Here is a 4149-nt window from a genome sequence, read left to right on the forward strand (position 1 = left end):
GTCCGGGCGGTCCCGGCCCCGAGGGGGGCGGGGCGGGGTCCGCCCGGACGGAGAGGGTGCCGGTCAGCCCGCGACGGAGCGGAAGACCGGGTAGTAGCCGCCGGACTGGCCGGCCGCGGTCGGGTGGTACGAGACGCCGAGGCTGGCGTAGTTGAGCGCGTGCAGCCACTTCTCGCCGTAGCTGCACAGCTGGTGCCCGACGAACTGCGACCGCACGTCGGCGAACTTGAAGCCGGCGGCGACGGCGGCGCTGCGGGTGATGTCGTCCACCAGGTTGATGCCCTCGTTGATCTTCGCCCGCGAGGTGGCGCTCAGGCCGACGCAGACCGTGCCGAGCTGGTAGAAGACCGGGTAGCCGACGACCACCACGCGGGCGTTGGGGGCCCGGGTCTTGATGCCGTTGTAGACGTTGCGCAGCAGGCCGGGCAGCTGGGCGCGGGCCTTGTCCTCGGCGGCCTGGACGGCGGCGACGCACTGGGTGGTGCCCTGGAGCACGCAGGTGGACATGATGCTGGCGAACCCGACGTCGTTCCCGCCGACCGTGACACTGACCAGGGTGGTGGTGGAGCTGAGCGCCGACAGCTGCGTGTTGATCACGCTGGTGGTGGTGGCACCGGAGCAGGCGACCGAGCGGTACGACGCCGGCTTGATGTTGGCGGCGTACAGGGCCGGGTAGGCGTTGGTGCTGCGCTGGCAGGAGCCGCTCTCGCTGGTGTAGCTGCCGGCGCCCACGCCCGAGGCGTACGAGTCACCGAGCGCCACGTAGCGGTCGGTGGCTGCGGCCTGGGCGGGCGCGGCCAGGGTGAGGCTGACGCCGAGAGCCGTGGCCAGGCTCAGGGCGAGGGAAACGAGACGGGTTCTCCGCACGTCGCACTCCGGGGGTAGGAGGAATCGAGTGCGAGATTGATATCACCGAATATTTGTGAACGAAAGATCTTGCCGAAAGATTTAGGGGTAGCGGCAAAGATGTACCGGGTTTCCGTACCCGGGCCGCCCGCCGGCAGGGGTGGCACGCCCCGGACCGGGGCCTCGGCCGTACGCCGGTTGCGGGGCTCACGGCTCGACGGGGGCGGCCCCGGTCCAGGGGTGCGCGGGCGGGCGGAACGTCAGCGGGACGAACCGCCCGGGCCGGCGGCCGTCGCCACGAACATCGTCTGCACCTGCTCGCTGGCGTCGAGCCCGGGCACGGCGTGCGCCTGCACGTCGACGAAGCCGGCCCGGCCCAGCGCGGCCCGCCAGCCCGCCACGTCCAGCAGCGGGGACGCCGCCAGCCGCGGCTCGTCGTCCGCGTGCCGCCACCACCCCTCGGCCAGGCCGAAGGTCAGCGTGTTGTAGTCGAGGCGGCTGGTCATCTCGTTGACCACCAGGATGCCGCCCGGCTTGAGCAACGCGTGGCAGTGCCGCAGCGCGGCGGAGATCCGCAGGGTGGCGTGCAGGACGTTGCTGGCCAGGACGACCTCCATCGAACCGGGCTCGAAGCCCTGGTCCTCGGGCGCCCCCTCCACGTTGTAGCGGGCGAAGTCGACGTGGGGCCGGGTGACGCCGAAGCGCTGCCGCCCCAGCCGCAGGAACGCGGGCCCCACGTCGGTGTAGAAGTAGCGCAGCCGCTCCGCGCGGTCCGCCAGGGCGTCCAGCACCGGCCCGGTGGTGCCACCGGTCCCCGCCCCCACCTCCATGACCTGGGCGAAGGACCGGGGATAGCGCCGCAGGAACTGCCGGACGTGCTGCTGCACACGCGCGGCACAGAGCCGGTTGTAGAAGTCGAGCTGGACGTTGTCGCGGTAGATCGCGGCGACCATGTCGGCCGAGCCGCCCGGGAAGAGCACCTCGTTCGCCGGCCGGTCGCCCCGCACCACCTCGACGAGCTGCGTCTGGCAGGCGACCAGCAGCGGCACGTACCCGGCGGCCTCCGGGTGCTCGCGCCGCAGCGCCGTCGCCGTCGCGTCGACCACGTCGTCCGAGGCGAGCCCGGCCGCCTCGGCGGCCCGTTCCGTCACGGCGAGCCGGTCGTCCCGCCGACGCAGCAGGTCGGCGCGTTCGAGCAGGTCGAGCAGGGCGTCGCCGAGCCGCTGGTAGCCGGACGCCACCGCGAGGCGGGCCAGGATCTCGTCCCGGCCGGCGGTGGTCCCGGCAGCGGGCAGTACGCCCGCGGCGGCCAGCCGGGCCGCCAGCAGCCGCCGCCCGAAGTCCGTCACCGCCTCGAAGGAGGCCCGGAACCGCGCATGGCGTTCCTGGTCCACGTCCACGAGCGGCGACGGCGTCGCCTCGACGTCCGGTGCGGTCACGATGCGCCCTCCACGGTGCTCATCCGGCGGTGCCGGTCAGGTCAGGTGCCCGGTCACGGTCGCCGCGGCACGGGGTGTGGTCGGCCGGCCGTCGAGCTGCGCGGTCAGGTCCGCGAGCAGCTCCGCCCGCGCCGGCACGAGGTAGAAGTGGTCGCCGGGGAACGCCCGCAGCCGGAAGCCGCCGGTGGTCAGCTCCGCCCAGGCGGAGACCGACTCCCGGTCGCAGGCCGGGTCCCCGGTGCCGAGGTACGCGCTGATCGGCGCGGACACGGCCCGCGCCGCGCGCGGCAGGTAGCCGTGGATCAGCCGAAGGTCGGCCCGCAGCGCCGGCACGACCAGCTCCCGCAGCTTCGGCGAGCGGAAGACCACCGGATCCACCTCGCCGAGCGCGGCGATCCGGGCGAGGAACTCCTCGTCGTCGAGGTCGTCGGGGCGCTGGTCGAGGCGGGTGACGTGCGGCGCGCCGTGCCCCGAGACGAACAGGACCCTCGGCACGACCCCGAGCCGGTCCTCCAGCCGGATGGCCACCTCGTAGGCGACCGAGGCGCCCATGCTGTGGCCGAACAGGGCGAGGGGGCGGTCCAGGTACGGCGTGAGCGATTCGGTGACCCGCTCGGCGAGCGGGTCCATCTCCTCGACGCACGGCTCGGAGAGCCGGTCCTGCCGGCCCGGGTAGCGGACGGCGAGCAGGTCGACGGAGTCCGGCAGCCGGGCCGCCCAGGACTGGAAGAAGCCGGCCGAGCCGCCGGCGTGCGGCAGGCACACCAACCGCAGCCCCGCGTGCGCGCCACCCCGGAACACCCGCAGCCACGGATCACCGCCGGCGGGGCGGGGCGGGGACATCGGGGGCACCTTCCTCGGTCGCGCCGGTCAGTCCGACATCGCCACCAGCACCCGGCGGTCACCCGTGTAGGGGCGCCGGCCGTGCGCGGTGAGCACGTTGTCGATCAGCAGCAGGTCGCCGACCCGCCAGTCGACGTCGACCGCGGCCGCCAGGCCCCGGTCGCGGATCTGGGTGACGTACTCGTCGGGGATCGGGGAGCCGTCGGCGAAGGTCACCGACTGGGGCAGCTCGTCCGGCCCCATCACCTGGGTCATCACCCTGGCGATGTCGTCGTCCAGGCCGGCCGGGTGCCACTGGTCCGCCTGGTTGAACCACACCTCGGCGCCGGTGACCGGGTGCCGGAGGGTGGCCGGCCGGAGCTGGGTCACCCGCAGTCCGTCGGCGGTCCACTCCCAGGTGGCGCCTGCGCCGGCGAGGAACTCCTCGACCTCGTCGCGGCTGTCGGTCTCGAAGGTCTCCCGCCAGCTCTTGCCCAGCCCCATGCCGTCGTGCAGGTTCTGCTGGTAGCGCAGGCCACCGGCGAAGTCGGCGCGCAGCTGCGGGTCCAGCGAGTCGAGCCACAGCGCGGCGTCGACGACCGGGGTGGCGCCGCCGGTCTCGGCCGCGATCTGGCAGAAGAAGAGCAGCCGGGCGGGCCACCGGGCGGCGTACGACAGCTCGTTGTGCATCGAGATCGTGTAGCGGGCCGGGTACTCGGTGGAGGTGTAGACGTTGCGGCCCACCTTGGTACGGGGCGAGTTGCCGTGCACGTAGGCCAGTCGCCTCGGCAGCAGCAGGTCCATCACCGGGTCCAGGGTCTCCGGGCGCACCCCGAAGCCACGGAAGACGAGCGCCTTCTCGGCGGTGAGCACCTCCGCCAGGTCCAGCTCGCGGAGGTGGCCGACCAGGCCCTCGGCGCTCGGCGCGCAGCCGGCGCTCTCCGGGGTGATCTCCAGCGGCTTCCAGCTCGCGTGCGCGGTCATTCCAGGGGGCTCCTCACCGTCTGAGGCTGTGCGATCCGTTGCAGGGTCCGTGGCGCCG

Annotated in this window: 4 protein-coding genes; all 4 read right to left on the reverse strand. The window is 73.6% G+C overall.

The window, feature by feature from the left end; all coding sequences use genetic code 11:
• Positions 1–63: 63 nt before the first annotated feature.
• A complete protein-coding gene (locus tag ACSNN9_RS03085) occupies positions 64–867 on the reverse strand; it encodes an SGNH/GDSL hydrolase family protein (protein WP_436671088.1) in 804 nt (267 codons plus the stop codon).
• A 239-nt stretch (positions 868–1106) separates the two neighbouring features.
• Positions 1107–2285 carry a class I SAM-dependent methyltransferase gene (locus tag ACSNN9_RS03090; RefSeq protein WP_436671089.1) on the reverse strand — a complete coding sequence of 393 codons (1179 nt, stop codon included), beginning with the start codon at positions 2283–2285 and terminating at the stop codon, positions 1107–1109.
• Positions 2286–2321: 36 nt separating this feature from the next.
• Positions 2322–3128 carry a thioesterase II family protein gene (locus tag ACSNN9_RS03095; RefSeq protein WP_436671090.1) on the reverse strand — a complete coding sequence of 269 codons (807 nt, stop codon included), beginning with the start codon at positions 3126–3128 and terminating at the stop codon, positions 2322–2324.
• 27 nt (positions 3129–3155) lie between these two features.
• Positions 3156–4091, reverse strand: a complete 936-nt coding sequence (locus tag ACSNN9_RS03100; protein ID WP_436671091.1) for a TauD/TfdA family dioxygenase — start codon at positions 4089–4091, stop codon at positions 3156–3158.
• Between the last annotated feature and the right edge of the window lie 58 nt (positions 4092–4149).

The organism is Micromonospora sp. URMC 107, assembly GCF_051386315.1.
Taxonomy (GTDB): Bacteria; Actinomycetota; Actinomycetes; order Mycobacteriales; family Micromonosporaceae; genus Micromonospora.